Consider the following 20,214-nt stretch of genomic DNA (forward strand, 5'->3'; position numbering starts at 1 on the left):
GCCGACCTGAGCAGGGCCAACCTGAGCGGGGCCAACCTGAGCTGGGCCGACCTGAGCAGGGCCAACCTGAGCGGGGCCAACCTGAGCTGGGCCGACCTGATCAGGGCCAACCTGAGCGAGGCCAACCTGAGCGGGGCCGACCTGAGCAGGGCTGACCTGAGGGGAGCAAAGCTGGGTGGCACGAACCTAAAGGGGGCAAACCTATGGGGCGCAAAACTAAGTCCCGGCTGGGATCAATTCGCCGACTTGAAAGGGGCCATCCTCCCCGACGGAGCCATCCATCCCTAGCCTGATCCCTTGGCTACACTACCTACAGCCGCTCTCAGTGGATCCATGAGTCCCTCAGATCTCGCCTTTGCCAGCAATCACCAAGACATCCTCACACTGCTGGACTTAGTGGTTCGCGCCCGCTACCCTTTGATCTACCTGGTTACTCCCGAAGAAGCCCCGGCAGAGGAGCTCCTGCAAGTTCTAGCCGATTCCCTCAAGCCCAAGCGCAAACTCCTAATCTGGGATATCGTCTCCGGCTGGTCAGATAACGGCCAAAACAAAGGCCAATTGATGCCTGCTCTGGGCCGCATCGGCGCCATCAAAGAGGACGAGGCGGTTATTTGTGTTCTCAAAGACCTAAACCCCACCCTGAGAAATCCGGAACGCTCGGACAATTACCCCGTCATCCGCTACCTGAAAACCCTGGCCAGAGAGAGCCGCCACAGCCGCAAGTCCATCATCCTCTTGGGCCAAGAAGCCGTTGTCCCTGCCGAGCTGCGGGAGGAAATCGTGGTCTATGATTTTCCTCTGCCCAGCATTCCCGAAATTGAGCGGATCCTTACCCACGCGATCCCTGCCCGCCAACTGGAGCTGAGCAGCCCTGCGCGAGAACAACTGGTTCGAGCCTGCCAAGGACTGACGCGGCAGCGCATTGAGCGGATCCTGGCCCGCGCCCTAGCCGCCAAGGGCAAGGTCAGCGAGGGCGATATTGACCTTGTTCTGGAAGAGAAAAAACAATACATCCGCCAGACGGAAATCCTGGAGTTTTACAACCCCTCCGAGACCTTGCAAAATGTCGGCGGCCTGGAAAACCTCAAGGCCTGGATTAGAGAACGCCGCAACAGTTTTAGCGCTCAGGCCCGCGACTATGGCTTGCCCAGTCCCAAAGGGATTTTGCTGGCCGGGATCCAAGGCACTGGCAAATCCCTCTGCGCCAAAACCATAGCCCGCGAGTGGCGCATGCCTCTGCTTAGGTTGGATGTGGGGCGACTCTTCGGCGGGATCGTCGGCGAAAGCGAAAGCCGCGTGCGCCAGATGATCCAAATTGCCGAAGCCATGGCCCCCTGTGTCTTGTGGATTGACGAATTGGATAAAGCCTTTGGCGGCATCAACAGCGAGTTTTCTGGGGATTCAGGCACCAGCAAGCGGGTCTTCGGCAGCCTGATCACCTGGATGCAGGAAAAAACCAAACCCGTTTTTATTGTTGCCACCGCCAACAATGTCCGCATCTTGCCGGCCGAGCTGCTGCGCAAAGGCCGGTTTGACGAAATTTTCTTCGTCAATTTGCCCAACCAACGGGAGCGGGAGGAGATCTTCCAAGTCCACATCCAGCAGCTGCGGCCCAACCGCGTGCGGGATTTTGCCTACCCTGAGCTGGCCATGGCCAGCGAAAACTTCAGCGGCGCAGAAATTGAGCAGACCATCTACGATGCCATGCACATGGCCTTCAACCAGGATCCGCCCCGCGAGTTTACCCAGGAGGATATTCTCGGCGCCATTCGCCAAACCGTTCCCCTGGCCGCCATCGCCCGCGACCAGATTCAAGACTTGAAAGCGTGGGCTGCCGAGTCCGGGGCCCGAACGGCCTCCCGAGATCAACACCTTGTGCACGAGCTGCAAACCCTGGTGCAAAAAAGAGGGCTGGGCCCCATCGAAGTCGACAGCCCCTCCTCATTTAAGTTTTCTAACTAAGGCAGCTCTACCGAGGTGGGCTTGGAGGCGTAGGTTAGGCCCCAGCCCAATTTCTCCCGCATGACGCGGAAAAACTCCGGTCGGCGTAGGCGAATCAAATCTGTGCAGTAGGGGGCGCGGACAACGCGAATTTGGTCTTCTGGCAGGATGTAGCAGCCGGCATTGCCGTCCGCTACCAAAACCAGCGGCTGAGGGCTGGCGGGGCTGATCCATACCTCTTCCGAATCGGGAAAGACCAGAGCCCGTGAGGCCATCGAGTGGGGACAGATAGGGATCAACTGCAACACCGGCAGGCCGGGAGTGATGACCGGCCCTCCCGCAGAAAGGGCATAGGCGGTGGAACCGGTGGGGGTGGCTAAAATAATGCCGTCGGCAGCCACATCCAGCGGTGAGTGATCCCCAATGGTGACTTCAAAGTGGCACATGCTGGTCAAGGGCTCGCGGTGGAGCACCATCTCGTTGAGGCTGAGCACCTCCCAGCGCAATTCGTTGCCGCGGTAGGCCTGCACCAGCAACATGCTGCGGCGATCGAGAATGTACTCGCCAGCAATGGCTGCCTTGGCCGCCTCCTCCAGGTGGGTTAGGTAGGTCTCTGTCAGAAAGCCCAGGTGGCCCGTGTTCACGGCCAGCAAGGGGATCCCTTTGGGGGCCAGTTGCCGGGCTGCTGCCAAAACGGTGCCGTCTCCCCCCAGCACCACGGCAAACTTCATGCTCTCGTCAAAGCCGGCGGGGGCCAGGCTGTCCACCTTGGTCAAGCAGACGGGACTGTCAAGCTTGGCGTAGCCAAGGATGCCGCCCCAGTTGGGTGCGACACAGACTTCCCAACCCTGTTCCTGAAACCAGCGGGACAGGGTTTCGCTGCTGCGCTTGGCGGCGGGCTTGGCGTCGTTGTAGAGGATCCCGGCTTTGGGCTTGCTCATGGGGCAGTGGTGAGGCAGAGGGTGCCAAAACTCTATCAGTTCTGGATCGGCTCTGGGATCCCTTCTGCAACCAGGACGGCAGCGGTCTCGGGTTTTGGTGAAGTAAACCTAGCTTCCGTTCCGGGGTGCCCTGGGCTCGCCTCCAGCTTCGCCCTTGGGCTGGGCAGCGGATCCCGCTTTGCGGGCGCTTTTGCAGCAAACGGTGGCCGGCCCGATGGCCATAGCCAATCCCATGCTGTTTCCTCCGCCCAGGGATCCCTTGCCTTAGAATCAGGCTGGAAGGCCTCCCCAGCAAGGTCTGGTTTCCCCTTGGTTTGGACAGGCTGAGGGGAGTTGCTGTCAACCTCGCTCCTTTCCCCATGCAAGCCTGTACCCTGATTGCCCGCGCCAAGATCAATCTCTACCTAGAAATCCTCGGCTCCCGCCCCGATGGCTATTCCGAGGTGGCCATGATCCTACAGAGCATCACTTTGGCGGATCGCGTGCATCTCCAGCGCCGTCCCCACGGGATCCTCTTGATTTGCGATCACCCGGAAGTGCCGGCAGATGCCCGCAACCTGGCCTACCGCGCGGCTGAGCTGCTGCAAAGGGAATGTCGGGCTGAGCTGGGAGTGGAGATCCAGCTGGAAAAACAGATCCCAGTAGCAGCGGGCTTGGCGGGCGGCTCAGCGGATGCGGCGGCAGTTTTGGTGGGTCTGAACCAGCTTTGGGGCCTGGGCCTGACGGTAGGAGAACTGCAGAGCTTGGCGGCCCGTTTGGGATCCGATATTCCCTTTTGTGTGCAGGGGGGGACGCAGTTGGCTACGGGACGGGGAGAAGTTTTACAGCCGCTGGCCGACTGGGAAGGGATCCCGCTGCTGTTGGCCAAGCCCCGGCATCTAGGGGTTTCCACCGCCTGGGCCTATCAGGCCTTTCGGGCTCGCCACGCCGCTGCCTCGCCTTCTGGCGCGCCCTCCCGGCCCACCTTGCCTCAGGTGCTGGCTGCTCTGGAGCGTCGGGATCTGCTGGGCTTGGCCCGCAGTTTGCGCAACGATCTGGAGCAACCAGTTTTGGCCGAGCACGCTATCGTGGGAAAATTGCGCCAGGCCTTGCTCGAGGCAGGAGCGCTGGGATCCCTGATGTCGGGCTCAGGGCCGACGGTGTTTGGGATCATGGCCAGCCTGGAGAGGGCCGCCCAAGCCCGTGACAGTCTGTGCCACCACTTTCCAGAGGTGGATTTCTGGGTAACCCAGTTTGCTCCCACCGGTATTCTGCTGGAGCCGGATCCCCAGGCCCTCCGTCTCCCCTAGGGCCGGTCAGCTCAACTGGGCTAGCCCGGCCTTGGGAAAGGTGCTTTGCCCGCCCCGACCTCTGACTTGACAAGCTTTGGTAACAAGTAGGACATTGAAGCTCTACGGAAAGCAGCTCAAAACTGGCTTGGCCGCAGGCCGGAGAGGAAGATGAGCGAGAGGACGTTGTTCGACAAAGTCTGGGACGCCCATACGGTGCGGGTTTTGCCCTCGGGGCAGACGCAGTTGTTCATCGGCCTGCACCTCATCCACGAGGTCACCAGCCCCCAGGCTTTTGCCATGCTGCGGGAGCGCCATCTGCCGGTTCTCTTTCCGGAGCGGACGGTGGCTACGGTAGATCACATTATCCCCACCGACAACCGGGCGCGACCTTTTGCGGATCCCTTGGCAGAGGAGATGATCCAGGAGCTGGAGCGCAACTGTCGCCAATATGGCATCCGCTTCTACAACAGCGGCTCCGGCCAGCAGGGGATCGTGCATGTGATTGCGCCGGAGCAGGGGCTGACGCAGCCGGGGATGACCATTGCCTGCGGCGATAGCCACACGTCTACCCATGGGGCCTTTGGGGCCATTGCCTTCGGCATCGGCACCAGCCAGGTGCGGGACGTGCTGGCCACCCAAACTCTGGCCTTGTCCAAGCTCAAAGTGCGCCGCATCGAGGTGCACGGCAGGTTGGGGCCGGGGGTTTACGCCAAGGATGTGATCCTCCACATCATCCGCAAGCTGGGGGTCAAAGGCGGGGTGGGCTACGCCTACGAATACGGCGGCAGCACCATCGAGGCCATGAGCATGGAGGAGCGCATGACCCTCTGCAACATGTCCATCGAGGGGGGAGCCCGCTGCGGCTACGTCAATCCCGACGCGGTAACCTTTGAGTATCTAAAGGGACGGGAGTTTGCTCCTCAGGGATCCGATTGGGAAGAGGCTGTGGCCTGGTGGCAAAGCCTGGCCAGCGGCCCCGACGCCGCCTACGACGACGTGGTGGTGTTTCAGGCCGCAGAGATCGCCCCCACCGTAACCTGGGGAATCACCCCTGGTCAGAGCATTGGGGTGGACGAGCGGATCCCGGCACCGGAAGAGCTGCCGGAAAGCGAGCGGGAGCTGGCCAAGGAAGCCTATGCCTACATGGGCTTGCGGCCGGGGGATCCCATCGTGGGCACGCCAGTGGATGTCTGCTTCATTGGCAGTTGCACCAACGGCCGCTTGAGCGATTTGCGGGAGGCGGCCAAGATTGCCAAAGGACGGCGAGTAGCGCCTGGAGTGAAGGCGTTTGTCGTGCCCGGCTCGGAGCGGGTCAAGCAGGAGGCGGAACGCGAGGGCCTGCGCGAGATCTTTGAGGCGGCAGGGTTTGAGTGGCGGGATCCCGGCTGCTCCATGTGTTTGGCCATGAACCCAGACCGCCTCGTAGGCCGGCAGATTAGCGCCTCTTCTTCCAACCGCAACTTTAAGGGTCGCCAGGGATCCCCCAGTGGGCGCACCCTGCTCATGAGCCCGGCCATGGTGGCGGCGGCGGCCGTGAGCGGCAAAGTGGTGGACGTGCGGGAACTGCTCTAGCCAGCGGGGCCGTTCAACCTCCCCCGGCAGCCTGAGCGGCTGCCGGCTGCGAAGAAGGGGGCTAAGACTGGAGAAGCGGGTAGAAGTGCCCCACCGGCCCTTGTCCTGCGCCGATGGCCAGAGGATGCCGCAGGGCTTCGGTAACATAGGCCTTGGCTGCTAGCGTCGCCGCCAAGGGATCCTTGCCCCAAGCCAGTTGCGCCGCAATGGCTGCCGAGAGGGTACAGCCGGTGCCGTGGGTGTGGCGGGTGGGGATGCGCTCGCTTTTGAGGATCTCCAGCCGCTCGCCGTCAAACCACACATCCACCCCCTGCAGTTCCCCTGGCATACCTCCCCCCTTGACCAAAACCGCCTTACAGCCCAGGGCGTAGATGCGGCGGCCCGCCTCCTCCATATCCGCCAATGACTGCAGCTCCATCCCTGCCAAAATCTGGGCCTCGTAGCGGTTGGGGGTAACGACCTGGGCCAGCGGGATCAGCCGCTCGCGGATGGCCTGGATGGCGTCTTCTGCCAGCAGCTTGGCCCCGGTGCGGGAGACCATCACCGGATCCACCACCAGCGGCTGCAGGGCCCACCGCTCCACTTGGCGGGCCACCTCCCGCACGATCTCGACATTGAGCAACATGCCGGTTTTGATCCCTTGCACCCCGATATCCTGCACCACCGCCTCAATCTGGGCGGCCACCGCCTCCGGCGGCAGCGCATCCACGCGGTTGACCCCGAGGGTGTTTTGGGCAGTTACGCAGGTGAGGGCGGAAGTGCCGTGGACGCGCTGGAAGGCAAAGGTGCGCAGATCCGCTTGAATGCCCGCTCCGCCGCCGCTATCGGATCCGGCAATGGTGAGGGCAACAGGGGGATGCTGCTCGGCCAACATTGGAGCCGACATTGGTTCAGATGTGGGGACAGACATTGGCCAAAGGACAAAAACTGCCGAGGGTACCGCTAGCCATTTCTGTCCTTCAGCGTAGCAACGAAATGATTCCCGCTAGCCTCTGAGGTCTTGGGAAAACTCTTTCAGACCCGATAGGCAACGCAGTTGCGAACGCGCCGGCGGCGCGGGCGCTATCCCCAACTCCCCTCTTCCTAAGGAGAGGGGTGGGCTGTCTTCAATTGGAATGGCCATCGTCGGTAGTAGCTACTACCTCCACCCAAGCCCTATCCCCCTCCACCGCCGTCAGGCTCCAGCGCAGAAGCTGAGCTGGCTGTCCTAGCTCCTGGGCCACCTGCTCGGTAAGGGATCCCTCCAGTCGAGCAGCAGAAACCGGCAGGCTTAGGGGCAGGGAAAGGCGGAGAAAGTGCAGCTTCACAGGCCGTTAGAACTCCTTTGAGTAACCCGCACAGAATTGCCCTCAACGGGGGTGGATATCCAAGCAGGGCTAGGAGCCAAACTGGAGACGATAGACCTCCTCCTCTTGGTCCGTCTCCACCTCTAGATCGGAAGTAGGATAGGCTACACACAGCAGCACAAAGCCCTGAGCCTTGAGTTCCGGCCCGATCCCCATGGCGTCAGGCTGGGCCACGGATCCCGACTTCAGCCTCCCTGCACAGGTGGTACAGACTCCCGCCTGGCAGGAAGAGGGCAGCTCTAGGCCGTGTTCGAGAGCCGCCTGTAAAACTGTCTGATCTGCCGCCGCGGTAAACCGGTAGGTTTGGCCCCGGTGATGAACGGTTACCTGGTAAACCATAGCCGTCATCAGGAACGAACCCGCGAAGGAGTGCGGACCACCGTCAGCGACTGCGGCTGGCGCATTTTCTTTATCTGAACCTCGATCTTCTCAGCCCCCTCCGCCTTCAGGTCGGCGATGTAGCGACCTTTATGCGCCTCTGCTTCTTTCTCGCTGGCGAAGGGGCCGTAGTAATAGGTGCAGTCGTCGGTGGTGATCTCAACCCAGACTGCTAGGCCCCGCAGCCTATCCAACAGCCAGACCAAAGGGTTGCCCACGGGATCCATCCCCCCTATTAAGCGCAAAGGATGACTCAGGATCTTTTGCAATCACCTAGATTCTACTGCCTTCGTTGAGGATTTGTTGAGAAATGTTTCGACCTCGGTGGGGGGAGCGCTGCCGGTGGATCTCGTAGAGGGCGATGCCCGCCGCCACCGAAGCATTCAAACTTTCCGTGCGGCCCGCCAAGGGGATCGACAGCAGTTGGTCGCAGTGGCGCTGGGTGAGCAAGCTGATGCCTTCCCCTTCGGATCCCACCACCAAGGCAATAGGTCGGCGAAAGTCGGCGCTGTAGATAGGGGCAGCCCCCTGGCTGGTGGTGCCATAGACCCAAAACCCCTGCCCTTTAAGATATTCCAGGGCGCGATTTAAGTTCACCACCCGCGCCACCGGCAAAGTAGAGAGGGCCCCCGCTGCCACCTTCATCACCGTCGCAGTGACGCCTGCCGCCCGCCGCTGTGGGATCACCATCCCCTGCATGCCAAACGCCTCCACGCTGCGGGCAATAGCCCCCAGGTTGTGGGGATCCTGGATCCCGTCCAGCACCACCAGCACCGGATAGGGGCCGGACTGGCGGCTCTGTTCCACCAGCTCTTCCAGATCCACATAGCGGTAAGGGGTGGCCTGGGCGGCGATCCCCTGGTGGTTGGCTCCAGCGGTGAGAAGGTTTAGCCGCTGGAGAGACACCTCATCGATGACGGTACCCCGTGCTTTGGCTTCTTCCAACAAAGACCAAAATTGGGGGCTGTAGCGCAACCGCGGCAGCACCCACACTCGGTTAAGGGTGGCCTGGCTTCTCAGCGCAGCCAACACGGTTTGGCGACCGTAGATGATCTCTTGTTCAGGTTCGGCTTCGGGATCCCGGTTAACCTGCAGCTCCCCGTCTTCTGGACTGGCAACGGGAGGGCTGGGATTTGGCTGGGGGCGCTCCTGCTCAGCCTTGCGACGAAGCGGCTTTACGGGCGGCTCTTGCGCCGCCGGCTGGAGATGGAGCGGGGAGCCCCCCTCGCGCCGTTTGGTCTGCTTGGGCTTGTTGAAGGGTTGCCCCGCCCCTTGCCGCTGCAGCTTGCTCCGGCGAGACAGCCGTAAGGGAGGTTTGCATTGGGAAGGCTTGGGCATGGGCAGAGAACGGTGCAGAGTAAAAGCCGATCTTAACCTTCCCCCTCGCCTATCGTCTTGGCCAAAACATCGGTGAGAGCGAGAATGTGGCGTAGCCGCTCGGGATCGGTGAGGTAAAGGTAGCCCAAGATGGTTTCCAGGCCACTGGCATTCTGGTAGTCGGCCAAGGGCAAGTGGCGGGGTGGACGACCGCAGCCGTTGCGGCCCCAGCGGACGATCTCCCGCTCTTCAGGGCTGAGATAGGGCAAAAGCGCCAACAACAATCTGGCCTGAGCAGATCCGCGTACCCGCCTTACCACCTGCCGATGGTAAAGCTCTGGCCGAGTGGGAGGAAACAACTGCTGCCGTCGCACGTGCAGTTCGTAAATGGCATCTCCCAGGTAGGCCAGGGCTGCAGGCGACAGGCGACCGATCTCAGCCAAAGAGAAGCTTGCAGAAGTGGGATCGGACAGGAGATCGCTCACGACAGCTTACAAAAACTATTTGGCTATTTGGAAAAATGCCTAGAACCGCTGCCGTCGGTTCATAGCAAATTCGAGACTCCACTGGCTGGCTCAGTCTATGCTAGGGCAAGCTTCCTGCCTTCTGCCAGTCTCACTGCTGCCCTGAACTTTTCCCTCGCCTGCTCAGGTTATTGGATCACAAAGACGCTGCAAGCCTTGAAAAGCCAGCTGAAACCCCGTCAAGAAGCTGGAGAGCAAAATCCAGGGAAGCTGTGGGCAAGCGGGCCGGCATCAACGCGAAAAGCTGGAAAGCAGAGCCCATCTGGCCAAGCCGCCGCTCAGCAGAGGATGGAGAGACTCGCAAGGCCGTCCAAGACAAGGGGATGGATGGAGAGGGGAAGCCGCTTAACCAAAATTGGGAAACAACAGATCTCCATTGAGCAGAAGCAGGTAGGCGACGATTGCCCCGCCCATGCCCCCTACCAAAAAGCCGGCGGCCAGTTCGCTCCAAGATTGGGATCCCTGCACCGGCCCGTCGTTGCGCTGCGGGGAGACGGTGCCGTAGAGAGAGAGAGCTGCCGTCATGATTAAGATCAGGCCACAGGCTCCCAGGAAACCGCTCAGCAGGCCGATGGGCTCGCTGCGCAGCGGCCCCAGCTTGGCAAAAGGCCCCACCAACCAATAGCCGTGGGCCATGCCAATTTCCAAACCCCGCCAAATGGAGCTCAATCCCGGCCGGTTGATGGGCAACCAGTCTATCAACAGACGGACAACAGGCGCGTGGTTGATCGGCGTCCAGAAATCGCCAATCTGCGGATCCCCTTCCGGGACGGCGATATATCCCCTATTAGGAGAAACGGTATCGGCAGTGGGTTCAACCATGTCGGCAACTCTGGTTCCAGTGCAAAAAGGGTTAGAAAAACCTCAAATTCCAAAAAGTCTGGCTTAAAAGACCAGGGATCCCTGTGGGTGTTGCTGGCGCGGCTGGGGATCCCTGGCTTGCGAGTTCAGAACGTCAAAATGTCGGGGAAGAAGCGGTTGATCTCGATGAACAGCGCAAAAACGAAGCTGGAAAACAAGATAAAGGCCACTGGAGCCGTGGTGAGAAACTTGGTGAAATCAGACATACATACCTCTCAAGTTGGATGGGTGAAGCTAAGCCAAAAGCCGAGGAGAAGCCCCTTCTTCAGCGAGGAGAGATGGGCACGGCCTCTTCCGGCTCCTGAATTTCGCCGCTGGCAATTTCCTTGAAAGCAGCGGCAGGCCAGGCCAAAGCCGTGAGGAAACAGCGCAGCGCCAAGGGGACGTCGATGATGCTTTCTTTCATCTCCGGCTCGTCGCTATTCCGGACAGCAATCAGATAGGAGCGCCCAGCCCAGCCCAGCCAGCCGGCGATGTAGAGGAAAAGCAGGCCAGGGATGAGAAACTCGCCTGCATGGCTCCAGCGGCCATCGGTAACCAGGTGGGGCAAGCCTTCTTCGCCACAGAGCAGCTTGCTGTAGCGCTCAAAGCGCTTCTCGGTTTGGGCCAACTTTTGCTGGTAGAGAGGAGCCAGGTTAGGGCTGGCATTGAGGATCTTCTCTTCGAGGCTGCTCAGCCGTTCGTTCATCAGGGCCTGAAAAGCGGGAACTTCGCTGCAAGGCTTCAGACCGATCAAGGGCTCTGCCTGCACAGCCTGGGCGAGGCCAAGCGCCAGGCAAAGGGCTAAAAGGAGACTCAAAAGGGTTCGCATAGCAGGATGTGTCCTTAAGCTAGGGGTCTAGGTCTGTTAAATGTGCAGGAATGCTAAGTGCAGCAACGGGCACTAAACGGTTAGTATCATACTCCCGAGTACCTCGCTCCAACGGATTGCGAGTTTTAGCTCACACAATTCTTAAGGAAACTCCCGCCTTTCCTCTATGCCCCGCCTCCTCGCCATTGAAACCAGTTGTGATGAAACAGCTGTGGCTGTGGTGGAGGCAGATGCGGCCTGGCCGACCTTTGCCCCACGGCAGCTCAGCTCTGTGGTGGCTAGCCAGATCGACCTCCATGCAGCCTACGGGGGCGTGGTGCCGGAGGTGGCTGCCCGCCGCCATGTGGAAACTCTGCCCTTTGTGCTGGAGTCCGCCCTGCAGCAGGCTGGGCTGGGCATGGCCGAGGTGGATGCTGTTGCCGTCACCTGTGCGCCGGGCCTGGTGGGATCCTTACTGGTGGGGCTGATGGCGGCCAAGACCTTGGCGCTGCTCTACAACAAACCTTTGATCGGGGTGCACCACCTGGAGGGCCACCTGTTCAGCGGCTTTTTGGCAGCAGCCGACTTGCGTCCCCCCTGCCTGGGCCTTTTGGTTTCAGGAGGCCACACCAGCCTGATCTGGATGAAGGACTACGGGGAGTACCAGACGATGGGCCGCACCCGCGACGACGCCGCCGGCGAAGCCTTTGACAAGGTGGCGCGGCTGTTGGGGCTGGGCTATCCGGGCGGGCCCCAGATCGACCGCTGGGCGCAACAAGGGGATCCCGATCGCTTCCCTTTGCCCGAGGGCAAACTGGATCACCCCTACGACACCAGCTTCAGCGGCCTGAAGACAGCGGTGCTGCGCCTGGTCCAACAGTTGCAGCAGGAAGGCCAGGAGCTGCCTGTGGCCGATATTGCCGCCAGCTTCCAGGCCTGCCTCACCCGCGTGCTCACAGAAAAAGCCGTGGCCTGTGCCGAGGCGCTGGGCCTCTCGACGCTGCTGGTTACAGGGGGGGTGGCCGCCAACCGGGAGCTGCGCGCTCGCCTGCTAGAAGCGGGCCGCCAAAAGGGCCTGCGGGTGGTGATCCCGCCCCCAAACCTCTGTACCGACAACGCCGCCATGATTGGGGCAGCTGGCCTTTGCCACTGGCTGCGGGGAGAGACCTCGCCCCTGGAGCTGGGGGTGGCCTCGCGCCTGACCCTGGAAGAGATCCCTGCCCTCTACGGCCAGGGGAGCGGCGGCTGCGGTCAGGCCCCGACGGGAGCTGCAGCAGCCGTCTTCTGACGTTGTCTCACCTCTAGGTAGATGAGCAGGGCATTGATGTCGGCGGGGTTGACGCCGCCAATGCGGGCCGCCTGGCCCACGGTCAGAGGCCGGACTGCCGCCAGTTTCTCCCGCGACTCTTTGGAGAGGGTGGGGATGGAGTGGTAGTCCAGATCGGGGGGCAGGGGGCGGTGGTACTGCTTGCTCACCTGCTCGATTTGGCTCTGTTGCCGCTGGATGTAGCCGCTGTATTTGACGGCAATTTCCGCTGCCTCCTGCTCAAAGGGATCCAGCTCCTCATTTCCCAACCCCAGCTCTAGCAGGTCGGCGTAGTGGATCGGGTTGCGGCGCAGGAGCTCGGCCAAGGTGGCGGATCCTTTGATCCCCTGGCCGGTCAGTTGGCTGAGGTGGATCCCGGCGGGGTCGTGGGCCTTGACCCGCTGGGTTTCTAGGCGCTCGATCTCGGCGGCAATGCGGGCCTGCTTGGCCTGGAAGAGGGCCCAGCGGCGGTCGTCGATGAGGCCCCATTCCCGCCCCAGGGGGGTGAGGCGTTGGTCGGCGTTGTCGGCGCGTAGGATAAGGCGGTATTCGGAGCGGCTGGTGAGCATGCGGTAGGGCTCCCGCAGCTCTTTGGTACAAAGGTCGTCGATGAGGGTGCCGATGTAGCTGGACTCCCGCGGCAGGGTTACCAGCGGCTTCCCCTGCACCAGGCGGGCGGCGTTGATCCCGGCGATCAGACCCTGGGCTGCTGCCTCTTCGTAGCCGGTGGTGCCGTTAATTTGGCCGGCACAGAACAGCCCCTGCACCTTCTTGGTCATCAGGGTGGGGTAGATCTGGGTGGCCGGCAGATAGTCGTATTCCACGGCGTAGGCAGGCCGCAGCATGACGCACCGCTCCAGGCCGGGCAGGGAGCGCAGCATCTGGATCTGGATCTTTTCTGGCATCCCCGTCGAGAACCCCTGGATGTAGAGCTCCGGCAGATCCCGCCCCTCTGGCTCAATAAAAATTTGATGGCTTTCCTTGTCGGCAAAGCGGACGATCTTGTCTTCGATGCTGGGGCAGTAGCGGGGCCCCTTGGCCTCCACCCAGCCGCCGTAGACCGGCGTCTCGTGGAGGTTTTCGCGGATGATGCGGTGGGTCTCCGGCGTGGTGCGGGTGAGATAGCAGTCCATCTGCTCCCGCGGCACCCACACCTCCGGGTCAAAGCTAAACCAGCGCAGGTCGGGATCCCCTGGCTGCCGCTCCATCAGGGAAAAATCGACGCTGCGGCGATCCACACGGGCAGGGGTGCCCGTCTTCAGCCGACCTGTCTCAAAGCCCAGTTGGCGCAGGGTGTCGGTCAGGCCTTCGACGGCAAATTCCCCCGCTCTGCCAGCAGGCTGCCAGTGGCGGCCAATCCAGATGCGCCCTCCCAGAAAGGTGCCCGTGGTCAGGATCACCGCCCCACAGCCGAAGACGCTGCCAAAATGGGTAACCACGCCCACCACCTCATCGTTGCGCCCCAGCACCAGGTCGGTGACAGTGCCCTCGCGGATGCTCAGATTGGGCTGGTTTTCCACCACCGAGCGCATTACCCGCGCGTACTCGCGTTTGTCGGTTTGCGCCCGCAAGGCCCATACCGCCGGCCCCCGCGAGCGGTTGAGCACCCGCTTTTGCAAATAGGTGCGGTCGGTAACTTTGCCCATCTCGCCGCCAAGGGCGTCGATTTCGTGCACCAGTTGCGACTTGGCCGGGCCCCCCACAGCGGGGTTACAGGGCTGCCAGGCGATCTTGTCCAGGTTCAACGTCAGCATCAAGGTATTACAGCCCAGCCGCGCTGCCGCCAGGGCCGCTTCACAGCCAGCGTGTCCCCCACCCACGACGATCACGTCGTAGTGGTCGAGAAAGTCCACGTTGTCCCATCCAACTTTGAGCATAGGATCGCCCCCGCGGAATACCGGGATCCCCTATCCCAATTAGGTTGTTACAGCTTGTTTCTCCAGTCTAGCGACGGATAGAGGGCTATCCCAAAATCTCGGCAAGAGAAAGCCAGACCTCCACCAGTCTGCCGCTCCGAGGTTGCCCAAACCGGCTAGGATCCCGCTCTCCCCAGCCGGATCTAATTCAGACTATTTTAGTCGGGTTTAGTTGACGGGGTCGATCGCGGGTGATAAGATTGCCCTCGACGACGGGTAAACAAGATCCAGCCCTTTCTCCTGTCTGAGGCTTCCTATGACCCAAACCCTTTCCCACCGCCCGCTCAGCCCTGCCGATTTGCCGCCCAGCTCGGCCTTGCGCACCCTCCAGGTGGGCTTTAGGCGCTTGCGCTGTCGGGAATGTGGGGCCGAGTATGAGCCGGTGGCCAAGCACGTGTGCGACCTGTGTTTTGGCCCCCTGGAAGTGGTCTATGACTACGACTGGCTCAAGAGCGTCGTCAGCCGGCAGAGCATCCAAGCCGGGCCGCTGTCTATCTGGCGCTATCGGCCTTTCCTGCCGGTGGTTTCGGAGCGCCCTATCGATGTCGGCACCGGCATGACTCCCCTAGTGAAAGCGGAGCGGCTGGGGCGGCGACTGGGGTTAAAAAACCTCTACCTCAAGAACGATGCCGTCAACATGCCCACCCTCAGCTTCAAGGATCGGGTGGTGTCGGTGGCCCTGACCCGCGCCAAGGAGCTGGGCTTTACCACGGTCTCTTGCGCCAGCACGGGCAACTTGGCCAACTCCACGGCTGCCATCGCCGCCCACGCCGGCCTGGACTGCACCATCTTCATCCCGGCGGATCTGGAGGCGGGCAAAGTGCTGGGATCCCTCATCTACAATCCCACCGTCATGGCGGTGGAGGGCAACTACGACCAGGTCAACCGCCTCTGCGCCGAGGTGGCGGATCGCTACGGCTGGGGCTTTGTCAATATCAACCTGCGCCCTTACTACGCAGAAGGCTCGAAAACCTTGGCCTACGAGGTGGCGGAGCAACTAGGTTGGCAACTGCCGGATCAGGTAGTGATCCCGCTAGCGTCGGGATCCCTGTACACCAAGATTTACAAAGGTTTTCAGGAGTTTGTGAAGGTGGGGCTGGTGGCGGAGAAGCCGGTTATCTTCCACGGCGCCCAGGCCCAGGGCTGTGCGCCCATTGCCCAGGCCTTTCGCGAGGGGCGGGATTTTGTTACTCCGGTTAAGCCGAATACCATCGCCAAGTCTATTGCCATCGGCAACCCTGCCGACGGCATCTACGCCCTGGAGATTGCCCGCAAAACCGGCGGCCAGATCGCGACGGCCACGGATCCCGAGATCATTGCCGGCATCAAGCTCTTGGCCGAGACCGAGGGCATCTTCACCGAGACGGCTGGCGGCACCACCATTGCCGTGCTCAAACGCCTGGCCGAATCGGGCCAGCTTGATCCTGAGGCGGTTACGGTAGCCTATATTACCGGCAATGGCTTGAAAACCCAGGAGGCGGTGCAGGCGCACGTGGGCCACCCGCTGGTAATTTCGCCTAAGCTGGAGAGCTTTGAACAGGCGCTGGAGCGGGCCCGCACTCTGGATCGGCTGGACTGGCAGGAGGCCTCGGTTTGAAGCGAGAGGGATCCCCCTGGGCTCTTAACGGCGTCTTAATGAAGAACTGTTACGATCCCTGGCACAGACCCACTCGCTCAGGAGCTCTGCACCATGCCTATCCTCCGTTCTGTCCGTCACTTTGCGCGTCGCTGCTTGCCGGTGGCAGTGGCGGTGTTGACCCCCCTTGCTTTGGCTCCCACGGCTCGGCCTCAGGGGCTGAACACCATTGCCGTTGAGCTGGAAACTTTGCCCAGCAGCTACTCGACGTTGGCGACGGCTTTGCGGGCGGCGGGGCTGAACACGGCGTTGGCGGGGCCGGGGCCGTTCACGGTCTTTGCCCCTTCCGATGTGGCCTTTGGGCAACTGCCGCCGGGCACCGTGGAGACGTTGTTGCAGCCGGCCAATCGGGATCAGCTCACCCGCATCCTCACCTATCATGTGGTGCCGGGGCGGATTACCTCGTTTGACCTGCGGCCTGGCCAATCGGCCACTCTGACCACCTTGGCGGGGCTGCCGCTGCGGGTGCAGGTGGGAGCCGATGGCAGCATCCGGGTCAACGGGGCCAATGTGAACTTGGCGGATATTCCGGTTTCCAACGGGGTGATTCACGGCATTGACGGGGTGCTGCTACCCTAGTCTTCTAAGGTTGGTCGCTGGACGAAGCATTGGCTTATGGCAGTCAAGGTGTTAATTCCCACCACGCTGCGGGTGCTCACCCGGGATCAGGAGGTGGTAAGTTGCGAGGGATCCACCGTTCGGGAATTGCTGGAGGCCTTGGAGCAGACCTATCCGGGCATCAAGGCGCGGCTGTGCGATGAAAAGGGGGAATTGCGCCGCTTTGTCAATCTCTATGTCAACAGCGAAGACATTCGCTTCCTCCAGGGATCGGACACGCCTCTACAGGATGGGGATGAGGTGAGCATCGTCCCTGCTGTTGCCGGGGGATGAAAGTTGCCGAGCCGGCTGTGGCTGCTTGGGAGTGGTTAAGCAAGCCGGCGCCGCTGGTGGCGCCTACGTTGCTGGGCATGGTGCTGGTGCGGCAATTTGCCGATGGGCTGCAGGTGCGGGCGCAGATTGTGGAAACGGAAGCCTACACCGCCGGCGATCCGGCATGCCACGCCTATCGCCGCAAGACCTGCCGCAACCAGGTGATGTTCGGGCCGCCCGGCCATCTCTACGTCTATCGCATCTACGGCCTCTACCACTGTCTCAACATCGTCACCGAGGCGGAAGGGATCGCGTCAGCGGTTTTGATCCGGGCAGCCCAGTTGGATTGCCTGCCGGAGTGGATCCCGGCCAACAAGCGCTTGAAACCGGCGCGGGTGGCGGCGGGGCCGGGCCTGCTCTGTCAAGCACTGCGCATCGACGGATCCCACAACGGCTGGCGGCTAGAGCGGGCGGAAGCCGGCCAGGAAGGCATTTGGCTGGAGGGATCCCCCTCTTGGCAAACGCAGTTGCCTATTGTCCAGACCACCCGCATCGGTATCACTCAGGGGGCTGAGATCCCGTGGCGCTGGTACATTGGTGGACATCCGGCGGTGTCGCGCTATTAGTGGGGGCAGGCGGACAATGCTCGCAGAAGGCAGTGGCTAAAGGACTCCGTCCCGCTTACGCGAACGGCAGGGGCTGCCTGGGCTGGTCAGCGGGGTTGTGCTGCTCTTGCTGGGGTTGCCCGCGTTGGCCCAGCCTGTTCCAACTTTTCCAGGACTCTTGACGATGCAAGCCCAGACCCACTCCACCTATCGCACCGGGTTTCAGCGCTGGCGGGCGGGAGAAGCTCAGGGGTTTCAGGACTGGTCAACCCAAGGGATCTGCCTGAACGCCCGAGGGCAATTGATCTTGGATCCAGAGGGTTTGCGGCAAGAAGTCAGCCTTGAAGAGCCTGAGGTGGCGCTAAGGACTCCATCCCGCTTACGCGATCGGGGGCGCCCTTTCTATCCCCTTGGCCCCTACTGGGTGGGAGAAGCCACCAGCCCAGCAGTCCCCACCAGCTTCCCTATGGTCGGGGCAATCGCTTCCTGGAATGCCACCACGCCCCCCGGCACCTGGTTGGAACTGTGGATTCGGGCCAAGCTTTCAGACCGCTGGACAAAGTGGTATCACGGCGGGGTATGGGCTGCGGATCCCTTGACTCTGGCCAGCCACTCAGTGCAAGAACAAGGGGATGAGGATGGCAACCTGTACACGGACTTGCTGGTGCTCAACGTTCCCAATCAGCGGCGGCAGATAGCCTCGAACTCAACACCAGCCGCTTTCGTCCGTCTGCTGCATTGGGGTTGTTATACTGCGCCATCATCTAGCCAATTCTTCAACTGTTTGTTTGACCACCGATCTGACATTCTCTAAACAGCAAGAGCCTTGGGGATTATTGACTTCACAGCCGCAACGTTTTGCTTTAACGTGAGTCATAATCATATCGACAGCATTGCTCTCCCCCGACTGCTTAAGCTCTTCACGAATGCGTTGGCGACTCCAACCAAAACAGTAGCAAGCAAAAACATTCTCATCCACATTTTTTTGAAAAACAGGTACTTTCAGATCGGCAGTTGTGAAAGTTTGTCCCTGCTCAGAAAAGTAAACAACAAGGCAATTGGGACTTGGACAAAACCAGTAAGTAGTCGCTGGATTTAATTGCTCTAGTGCAACTGGTACTAGTAAGCTTTTTAGAGTGATGAGTTGGACAGGTTTTCCTTTTGTACCGTCCTGCGGACAGATGCGCTGCCAACGAGTTTCATTCTTCTTATTTGATGACGATAGATTACAGCATTCACCCATGTCTATACTCCTTCTAATTATTGCTTTTAACAAATGATGGATAGCCAGCATTAGTTGTAGCTTGGATCAAGTCTTGGATAGAAGCCTGAGCAGGATCATAAACAATAACAGCTTCTGGCGGGTTGAATGTGACGATCGCATCTTGAACCCCTTGGACTCGCAACAAGCTATTTCTAATGCTTACAGAACAAGACGTACAGGTCATATTACTCACTTGCAATACAACACGCTGCATCTGTACATTACGTTGACTAATAGCTGCTGTCCCCAAAACGTAGGGGATCGCATAGGGAAAGGCAAGTAAACCTAGAGTGAAAGCTGTTGAGACGATTAAAATCTTTTTCATTGTTCTATTTTTTTGAGGGTTAGCACATAAGCTTCCAGAAGAACAATCTTGAGGTTGGCGATAAACTCGGTAAAATGAAAATCCTAGAAATACTAGAGTAATACTGATAAAAATAGGTCTATAAGGTGCAAAAGCTGTCAAATAGGCAATCCATGCTCTACCAATACCCAACCCTGTCAAAAGCAAGGGAATCACACAGCAAACTGAAGCGATTATTGACGCTAAGAAAGCTCCAATCAGTTCCCATTGACGTTTCATTGCAATTCCCTCAAACCAATGTCCCAATGTCTATGATGATTAGCATTTGTCACAGCGACGATATCGACGATAGGAAAAGAATGTGACAACACACATCACAACTAAAGCAGGTAGCAAAATGTAATCTAGGTAGCCGACAACAGCCCCTAAACCAATTGCGCTCAAGGTTATAACAAGGACAGGTGTAAAGCAACATAGAGCAACTATGACTGTTCCTGATACACTCGCCCAAAACGCAACTTTTGGCTTCATAGCAATTTGTCCTGAAAAACAATACAGTTTGCGGATTGCCCTTTTTCAGCAAGGTTGTTTTCACAATGCAGAATTAGCGGTAATAATTCACTTTTCAACTTCTGTAACTGGGCGATCGCCTCTTCAATTTGGCTGACTTTACTCACCAGTTTGGAATGAATCTCATGGCATGGAGGTGCTTCGCCATTCTGAAGTAATAAGACCTCTTTGATCTCATCAAGAGTCAAACCTAATGCTTTAGCACGAGTAATAAAGGCTAGCCGCTCTATGTCTGCCTCCTCGTACAAGCGGTAGCCTGATTCAGTTCTCCTGGGCTTTGGAATTAATCCAATGCGCTCATAGAAATATAGAGTTTGCGGATTGAGTCCCAGCTTGTGAGAGACTTCGCCAACTTGCAGCATCCTAAATACTCCACCGATGCAGTTACCTGGATGCTCTAAGGATAAACCTTATACCCAAGTACAAGGTCAAGCTGATTTTAGATTAAGTTTTGTATCGCCCAACTGATAACCTTGCGGCTGCGCCCTACCGACAGCCCAGCAGTATAACGATACGCTCAACGGGGCTGAAGCCTTCCAGGTCAGGGTGCGCCTGTTCACGCAAGAGCCAGGCCGTTCTGCCGTTGTGGATCAGGTGGCAGTTGCCATTTCCAACGAGCCGGTCAGGCCCAGCCGCCTATCCCCTGGGGATCCCAGCCGCTGGGGCAAAATCTTGGATCTGCCTTGGTGCTCCCAGATGGTGTACCCCGATGGGGGAGAGGTCTGGTGTAGCCCCACCTCTTTGGCGATGGTGATGGCCTACTGGCAGCGGGATCCCCCCCCCTGTGAGCTGCTGGTGCGCG

At 59.9% G+C, this 20,214-nt stretch carries 26 protein-coding genes; 11 read left to right on the forward strand and 15 right to left on the reverse strand.

Features of this window, described 5'->3' with window-relative positions:
- Both NW846_RS11240 and NW846_RS11245 read left to right on the forward strand, forming a co-directional pair.
- Positions 1 to 288, forward strand: a 288-nt coding sequence (locus tag NW846_RS11240; RefSeq protein WP_414516026.1) for a pentapeptide repeat-containing protein, incomplete at its 5' end; no start/stop codon positions are given.
- Positions 289 to 333: 45 nt separating this feature from the next.
- Positions 334 to 1,962, forward strand: coding sequence for an AAA family ATPase (locus NW846_RS11245; RefSeq protein WP_414346644.1), 1,629 nt, complete (start codon positions 334 to 336; stop codon positions 1,960 to 1,962).
- Here the strand turns inward: NW846_RS11245 and NW846_RS11250 are convergent.
- Positions 1,959 to 2,882: an NAD(+) kinase gene (locus tag NW846_RS11250; RefSeq protein ID WP_414346643.1), complete on the reverse strand. Its 924-nt coding sequence runs from the start codon at positions 2,880 to 2,882 to the stop codon at positions 1,959 to 1,961. The two genes, NW846_RS11245 and NW846_RS11250, sit on opposite strands and share 4 nt — an antisense overlap.
- A gap of 359 nt (positions 2,883 to 3,241) precedes the next feature.
- Between NW846_RS11250 and ispE the strand changes: the two genes are divergently transcribed.
- Positions 3,242 to 4,171, forward strand: coding sequence for a 4-(cytidine 5'-diphospho)-2-C-methyl-D-erythritol kinase (gene ispE, locus NW846_RS11255; RefSeq protein WP_099812544.1), 930 nt, complete (start codon positions 3,242 to 3,244; stop codon positions 4,169 to 4,171).
- Positions 4,172 to 4,321: 150 nt separating this feature from the next.
- Complete coding sequence (gene leuC, locus NW846_RS11260; RefSeq protein WP_414346642.1) at positions 4,322 to 5,725, forward strand: 3-isopropylmalate dehydratase large subunit; 1,404 nt, start codon at positions 4,322 to 4,324, stop codon at positions 5,723 to 5,725.
- Positions 5,726 to 5,786: 61 nt separating this feature from the next.
- On the opposite strand, the gene thiD is transcribed toward leuC, so the two are convergent.
- From thiD to NW846_RS11305, 9 genes are all read right to left on the reverse strand, one after another.
- Positions 5,787 to 6,611 (reverse strand): bifunctional hydroxymethylpyrimidine kinase/phosphomethylpyrimidine kinase, encoded by an 825-nt coding sequence (gene thiD, locus NW846_RS11265; RefSeq protein WP_228375400.1) that lies wholly within the window; start codon positions 6,609 to 6,611, stop codon positions 5,787 to 5,789.
- A 220-nt stretch (positions 6,612 to 6,831) separates the two neighbouring features.
- The gene (locus tag NW846_RS11270; RefSeq protein ID WP_414346641.1) at positions 6,832 to 7,032 is read right to left on the reverse strand and encodes a hypothetical protein; all 201 of its coding nucleotides are present in this window, start codon (positions 7,030 to 7,032) and stop codon (positions 6,832 to 6,834) included.
- A 69-nt stretch (positions 7,033 to 7,101) separates the two neighbouring features.
- Entirely contained in the window at positions 7,102 to 7,419 is a 318-nt protein-coding gene (locus NW846_RS11275) for a 2Fe-2S iron-sulfur cluster-binding protein (RefSeq protein WP_168173317.1), read from the reverse strand.
- Complete coding sequence (locus NW846_RS11280) at positions 7,419 to 7,676, reverse strand: DUF1816 domain-containing protein (protein WP_011429200.1); 258 nt, start codon at positions 7,674 to 7,676, stop codon at positions 7,419 to 7,421. Before NW846_RS11280 ends, NW846_RS11275 begins: the two co-directional genes overlap by 1 nt.
- Positions 7,677 to 7,722: 46 nt before the next feature.
- The gene (gene rlmB, locus NW846_RS11285; protein ID WP_414346639.1) at positions 7,723 to 8,787 is read right to left on the reverse strand and encodes a 23S rRNA (guanosine(2251)-2'-O)-methyltransferase RlmB; all 1,065 of its coding nucleotides are present in this window, start codon (positions 8,785 to 8,787) and stop codon (positions 7,723 to 7,725) included.
- Positions 8,788 to 8,819: 32 nt separating this feature from the next.
- Entirely contained in the window at positions 8,820 to 9,251 is a 432-nt protein-coding gene (locus NW846_RS11290; protein ID WP_011429202.1) for a ribonuclease III domain-containing protein, read from the reverse strand.
- 384 nt (positions 9,252 to 9,635) lie between these two features.
- Positions 9,636 to 10,112: a photosystem I reaction center protein subunit XI gene (locus NW846_RS11295; RefSeq protein ID WP_011429203.1), complete on the reverse strand. Its 477-nt coding sequence runs from the start codon at positions 10,110 to 10,112 to the stop codon at positions 9,636 to 9,638.
- Between the two features lie 125 nt (positions 10,113 to 10,237).
- On the reverse strand, positions 10,238 to 10,357 hold the full coding sequence (locus NW846_RS11300) for a photosystem I reaction center subunit IX (protein WP_011429204.1): 120 nt from the start codon (positions 10,355 to 10,357) through the stop codon (positions 10,238 to 10,240).
- Positions 10,358 to 10,416: 59 nt separating this feature from the next.
- Positions 10,417 to 10,962: a photosystem I reaction center subunit III gene (locus tag NW846_RS11305; RefSeq protein WP_011429205.1), complete on the reverse strand. Its 546-nt coding sequence runs from the start codon at positions 10,960 to 10,962 to the stop codon at positions 10,417 to 10,419.
- A 166-nt stretch (positions 10,963 to 11,128) separates the two neighbouring features.
- Between NW846_RS11305 and tsaD the strand changes: the two genes are divergently transcribed.
- Positions 11,129 to 12,229: a tRNA (adenosine(37)-N6)-threonylcarbamoyltransferase complex transferase subunit TsaD gene (gene tsaD / locus NW846_RS11310; protein WP_099834686.1), complete on the forward strand. Its 1,101-nt coding sequence runs from the start codon at positions 11,129 to 11,131 to the stop codon at positions 12,227 to 12,229.
- On the opposite strand, the gene mnmG is transcribed toward tsaD, so the two are convergent.
- The gene (mnmG, locus tag NW846_RS11315; protein ID WP_414346638.1) at positions 12,193 to 14,124 is read right to left on the reverse strand and encodes a tRNA uridine-5-carboxymethylaminomethyl(34) synthesis enzyme MnmG; all 1,932 of its coding nucleotides are present in this window, start codon (positions 14,122 to 14,124) and stop codon (positions 12,193 to 12,195) included. The genes tsaD and mnmG overlap by 37 nt on opposite strands.
- A gap of 295 nt (positions 14,125 to 14,419) precedes the next feature.
- Here mnmG and thrC point away from each other — a divergent pair, with 295 nt between their 5' ends.
- The 5 genes from thrC (at position 14,420) to NW846_RS11340 (ending at position 18,088) form a co-directional block, all read left to right on the forward strand.
- Positions 14,420 to 15,760 carry a threonine synthase gene (gene thrC / locus NW846_RS11320; protein ID WP_414346636.1) on the forward strand — a complete coding sequence of 447 codons (1,341 nt, stop codon included), beginning with the start codon at positions 14,420 to 14,422 and terminating at the stop codon, positions 15,758 to 15,760.
- A 93-nt stretch (positions 15,761 to 15,853) separates the two neighbouring features.
- Complete coding sequence (locus NW846_RS11325) at positions 15,854 to 16,378, forward strand: fasciclin domain-containing protein (protein ID WP_099812536.1); 525 nt, start codon at positions 15,854 to 15,856, stop codon at positions 16,376 to 16,378.
- A gap of 36 nt (positions 16,379 to 16,414) precedes the next feature.
- Entirely contained in the window at positions 16,415 to 16,690 is a 276-nt protein-coding gene (locus NW846_RS11330) for a ubiquitin-like small modifier protein 1 (RefSeq protein WP_011429210.1), read from the forward strand.
- On the forward strand, positions 16,687 to 17,295 hold the full coding sequence (locus NW846_RS11335) for a DNA-3-methyladenine glycosylase (protein WP_414516030.1): 609 nt from the start codon (positions 16,687 to 16,689) through the stop codon (positions 17,293 to 17,295). The genes NW846_RS11330 and NW846_RS11335 overlap by 4 nt, the downstream gene beginning before the upstream one ends.
- Before the next feature lie 163 nt (positions 17,296 to 17,458).
- Entirely contained in the window at positions 17,459 to 18,088 is a 630-nt protein-coding gene (locus tag NW846_RS11340; RefSeq protein ID WP_414516031.1) for a hypothetical protein, read from the forward strand.
- On the opposite strand, the gene NW846_RS11345 is transcribed toward NW846_RS11340, so the two are convergent.
- Genes NW846_RS11345 through NW846_RS11360 form a run of 4 tightly spaced genes read right to left on the reverse strand, consistent with a single transcriptional unit; the run spans position 18,035 to position 19,774 of the window.
- A complete protein-coding gene (locus NW846_RS11345) occupies positions 18,035 to 18,568 on the reverse strand; it encodes a putative iron-sulfur cluster-binding metallochaperone (RefSeq protein WP_414516033.1) in 534 nt (177 codons plus the stop codon). The genes NW846_RS11340 and NW846_RS11345 overlap by 54 nt on opposite strands.
- Positions 18,531 to 19,121 (reverse strand): mercuric transporter MerT family protein, encoded by a 591-nt coding sequence (locus NW846_RS11350; protein WP_414516035.1) that lies wholly within the window; start codon positions 19,119 to 19,121, stop codon positions 18,531 to 18,533. The genes NW846_RS11345 and NW846_RS11350 overlap by 38 nt, the downstream gene beginning before the upstream one ends.
- Before the next feature lie 39 nt (positions 19,122 to 19,160).
- Positions 19,161 to 19,373, reverse strand: a complete 213-nt coding sequence (merF, locus tag NW846_RS11355) for a mercury resistance system transport protein MerF (protein ID WP_414516037.1) — start codon at positions 19,371 to 19,373, stop codon at positions 19,161 to 19,163.
- Positions 19,370 to 19,774, reverse strand: a complete 405-nt coding sequence (locus NW846_RS11360; RefSeq protein WP_414516039.1) for a heavy metal-responsive transcriptional regulator — start codon at positions 19,772 to 19,774, stop codon at positions 19,370 to 19,372. Before NW846_RS11360 ends, merF begins: the two co-directional genes overlap by 4 nt.
- Positions 19,775 to 20,006: 232 nt before the next feature.
- On the opposite strand from NW846_RS11360, the gene NW846_RS11365 reads away from it, so the two are divergent.
- The coding region (locus NW846_RS11365) for a C39 family peptidase (RefSeq protein ID WP_414516041.1) at positions 20,007 to 20,214 on the forward strand (208 nt) is incomplete at its 3' end.

This window comes from Synechococcus sp. W60.3, from assembly GCF_047502615.1.
Taxonomy (GTDB): domain Bacteria; phylum Cyanobacteriota; class Cyanobacteriia; order Thermostichales; family Thermostichaceae; genus Thermostichus.

Excerpts from the sequence above, each read along its gene's own strand:
- NW846_RS11330 (WP_011429210.1), top strand. The coding sequence starts at position 16,415 with ATGGCAGTCAAGGTGTTAATTCCCACCACGCTGCGGGTGCTCACCCGG.
- merF (WP_414516037.1), bottom strand. The coding sequence starts at position 19,373 with ATGAAGCCAAAAGTTGCGTTTTGGGCGAGTGTATCAGGAACAGTCATA.
- NW846_RS11340 (WP_414516031.1), top strand. The coding sequence starts at position 17,459 with ATGCAAGCCCAGACCCACTCCACCTATCGCACCGGGTTTCAGCGCTGG.
- mnmG (WP_414346638.1), bottom strand. The coding sequence starts at position 14,124 with ATGCTCAAAGTTGGATGGGACAACGTGGACTTTCTCGACCACTACGAC.
- leuC (WP_414346642.1), top strand. The coding sequence starts at position 4,322 with ATGAGCGAGAGGACGTTGTTCGACAAAGTCTGGGACGCCCATACGGTG.
- NW846_RS11305 (WP_011429205.1), bottom strand. The coding sequence starts at position 10,962 with ATGCGAACCCTTTTGAGTCTCCTTTTAGCCCTTTGCCTGGCGCTTGGC.
- NW846_RS11360 (WP_414516039.1), bottom strand. The coding sequence starts at position 19,774 with ATGCTGCAAGTTGGCGAAGTCTCTCACAAGCTGGGACTCAATCCGCAA.
- ispE (WP_099812544.1), top strand. The coding sequence starts at position 3,242 with ATGCAAGCCTGTACCCTGATTGCCCGCGCCAAGATCAATCTCTACCTA.
- NW846_RS11245 (WP_414346644.1), top strand. The coding sequence starts at position 334 with ATGAGTCCCTCAGATCTCGCCTTTGCCAGCAATCACCAAGACATCCTC.
- NW846_RS11335 (WP_414516030.1), top strand. The coding sequence starts at position 16,687 with ATGAAAGTTGCCGAGCCGGCTGTGGCTGCTTGGGAGTGGTTAAGCAAG.
- thrC (WP_414346636.1), top strand. The coding sequence starts at position 14,420 with ATGACCCAAACCCTTTCCCACCGCCCGCTCAGCCCTGCCGATTTGCCG.
- tsaD (WP_099834686.1), top strand. The coding sequence starts at position 11,129 with ATGCCCCGCCTCCTCGCCATTGAAACCAGTTGTGATGAAACAGCTGTG.
- NW846_RS11325 (WP_099812536.1), top strand. The coding sequence starts at position 15,854 with ATGCCTATCCTCCGTTCTGTCCGTCACTTTGCGCGTCGCTGCTTGCCG.
- NW846_RS11300 (WP_011429204.1), bottom strand. The coding sequence starts at position 10,357 with ATGTCTGATTTCACCAAGTTTCTCACCACGGCTCCAGTGGCCTTTATC.
- NW846_RS11350 (WP_414516035.1), bottom strand. The coding sequence starts at position 19,121 with ATGAAACGTCAATGGGAACTGATTGGAGCTTTCTTAGCGTCAATAATC.
- NW846_RS11280 (WP_011429200.1), bottom strand. The coding sequence starts at position 7,676 with ATGGATCCCGTGGGCAACCCTTTGGTCTGGCTGTTGGATAGGCTGCGG.
- NW846_RS11295 (WP_011429203.1), bottom strand. The coding sequence starts at position 10,112 with ATGGTTGAACCCACTGCCGATACCGTTTCTCCTAATAGGGGATATATC.
- thiD (WP_228375400.1), bottom strand. The coding sequence starts at position 6,611 with ATGTCGGCTCCAATGTTGGCCGAGCAGCATCCCCCTGTTGCCCTCACC.
- rlmB (WP_414346639.1), bottom strand. The coding sequence starts at position 8,787 with ATGCCCAAGCCTTCCCAATGCAAACCTCCCTTACGGCTGTCTCGCCGG.
- NW846_RS11250 (WP_414346643.1), bottom strand. The coding sequence starts at position 2,882 with ATGAGCAAGCCCAAAGCCGGGATCCTCTACAACGACGCCAAGCCCGCC.
- NW846_RS11275 (WP_168173317.1), bottom strand. The coding sequence starts at position 7,419 with ATGACGGCTATGGTTTACCAGGTAACCGTTCATCACCGGGGCCAAACC.
- NW846_RS11345 (WP_414516033.1), bottom strand. The coding sequence starts at position 18,568 with ATGCTGGCTATCCATCATTTGTTAAAAGCAATAATTAGAAGGAGTATA.